At 48.9% G+C, this 2,151-nt stretch carries 2 protein-coding genes; both read right to left on the bottom strand.

Annotation, left to right across the window (positions count from 1 at the left end; translation table 11 throughout):
* Window positions 1-301: 301 nt before the first annotated feature.
* The gene (locus tag NNO08_RS22775) at window positions 302-1,282 is read right to left on the bottom strand and encodes a nickel/cobalt transporter (RefSeq protein ID WP_271457602.1); all 981 of its coding nucleotides are present in this window, start codon (window positions 1,280-1,282) and stop codon (window positions 302-304) included.
* Window positions 1,273-1,911, bottom strand: coding sequence for a DUF1007 family protein (locus tag NNO08_RS22780; RefSeq protein ID WP_271457603.1), 639 nt, complete (start codon window positions 1,909-1,911; stop codon window positions 1,273-1,275). The genes NNO08_RS22775 and NNO08_RS22780 overlap by 10 nt, the downstream gene beginning before the upstream one ends.
* Window positions 1,912-2,151: the final 240 nt, after the last annotated feature.

Here is a 2,151-nt window from a genome sequence, read left to right on the forward strand (position 1 = left end):
ATATATTTCCATACACATAAACCTTGATCTTTTATCTAAAATTAGACATGCTAGTGGCCTTTCGTGGTTTATTTTATTTATTTGATGGATACATTAAATAATATATTTAAATTTATTAAACCGATGCTCAATATTTAAACCAAACAACCAAGAAGATTAAAGCCATTTTTTATAAACTCTCGTCCCCCTCACCAGGCTGACCGACTATGCCAGATTCAATGTGAGTATCAGAATAGCGCCCACTCTGAAAGGCGTTTATCTACCGTATCCGTTGTGTGAGAACAGAGATAATGTGAGTAACTTAAAAAGTCCTTATCCCCCGCCCCACCGGCACCGCGCTCATCCACATCACTACCGCAGCAGCAATCAGCACCGCACCACCGGTTAATGCCAGCGTTGTCCAGCCAATCTGTCGCCACAATACCGGCGCTTTATGTCCGCTAAGTCTCACCGCCAGCGAACGGAAACTGTGTACCAGCAGAGCCAGTGACGTAATCGTCAAAGAGGTTCCAGCCGCCATCGCCAGCGCCGACGCCATGCCCCAGCTAAAAACGCCAACCACTTTACTAAACAGTAAGACCATGATTGCCCCCGAGCATGGGCGCATTCCCATAGACAAAACGATCATCAGCCGGGCACGCCAGTCATCACCGCTTTGCAACTGTTGAGGGTCTGGCACATGCTGATGCCCACAGCCACAACCCTCATGATGCACATGATGTGGCGTGAAGGCGGTAAATTTTGGGCGACGCAGCAGCTGACACAATTTTTTCAACGCACGAACGCACAGCAGCACCCCCAACACCCCCACCAACGCATAACTTCCTTTCTCCAGCCAGAAACTGCTCATATGCAATTGCCGGGCCGGTAGCTGCAGTACCGTAAGCACCACTATCACCAGCCCAATTGCGACCAGTCCCTGTAACAACGAAGACGCCAGCGTCAGCCCGATACTCGACTTCAACTTCGACGGATGGGTCGCAAGCCAGGTGGTAATAACAATTTTCCCGTGTCCCGGCCCCAGCGCGTGTAGTACCCCATACAGGAAACTAAACAGCAGCAGCGATCCCCCGGCCCGGGTCGGATTAGCAGCAACCGCTTTGAGCAACCCACTCATCTGCTGATTAACATCCCGCTGCCAGACAATACTTTTCACCATGACCTGCGGCCAGATCTGCCATAGCCACAGTATGCCGCCCGTCGCCATCAGCAAAAACAGCGCCAGCGGCCATAGGCTAAGCCAACGACGTCTGACCGTGTGTGGTCGATAAATTACTGACATTGCAACGTCACCGTCTGTGCAAACTGTTTACCTAATTCCATATCCTCCGGCGGTGCATCTTCTTTATCCAGCGACTGTGCAAAACTCAGCGTTTGTTCATTCGGTGTCGGCGTATGCACGGAAATCCGGCATTGCTGGCGTAGGGGCTGTGCCAGAGAGGCATCACTGTCTTTGTCATAGCTCATATCGACGTAGTAGGTCGGATCGAACGTTGAAATGCTATATTTTTGTCCGTTCAACGGCTGCGGCTCTGCCAACGGCAGCACAAATGTCAGCACCGCCTGATGATCCTCACGTTCCATACCATATTCCGTCGGCCGATTTTTAAACTTTACCTTTTGTCCCGCATGCCACACTTCAGTGAAATAGTGCTGCCCAAGGACGTTGGCCATCACTTCTGCCGCCAGTTTTTTCCAGATCTCATCACCCGGTTTGGCATTCCCCGCATCATAAAGCAGATCAGCCGAGGTGATTTCATCCATCGTCCAGCGCATTTTCAGCGCTACAAACTGGTTATTTTCACTCACTATCTCAGTTTTCAGGTGGATAAAACTGTGGGGATGCGCACCGACATTAAAAGACAGGATAGCCAGGATCAACGTGACAATGATGCGTTGAACGCGTTGCATGAGTTCTCCACGGTAACAATACAGGCCGCCACAATGATGACGTCCTGGGCGAAAAGAGTGGTGAGCATATCATCGAACGGAAAAATGTTGAGCACCCTTTTCCGGTATCGATTCAGTTCTCAATTTCGACATTTTATTATTTTCCCGTCACCGTAAAAACGACGATTCATGGCTTCAATTTACGTCAAATGATGCATATATGTTAATTATAAGTTTCATATTAATGAATTATTAACAAAT

It is taken from the genome of Citrobacter sp. Igbk 17 (assembly GCF_028069775.1).
In the GTDB taxonomy this organism is placed as follows: Bacteria; Pseudomonadota; Gammaproteobacteria; order Enterobacterales; family Enterobacteriaceae; genus Citrobacter.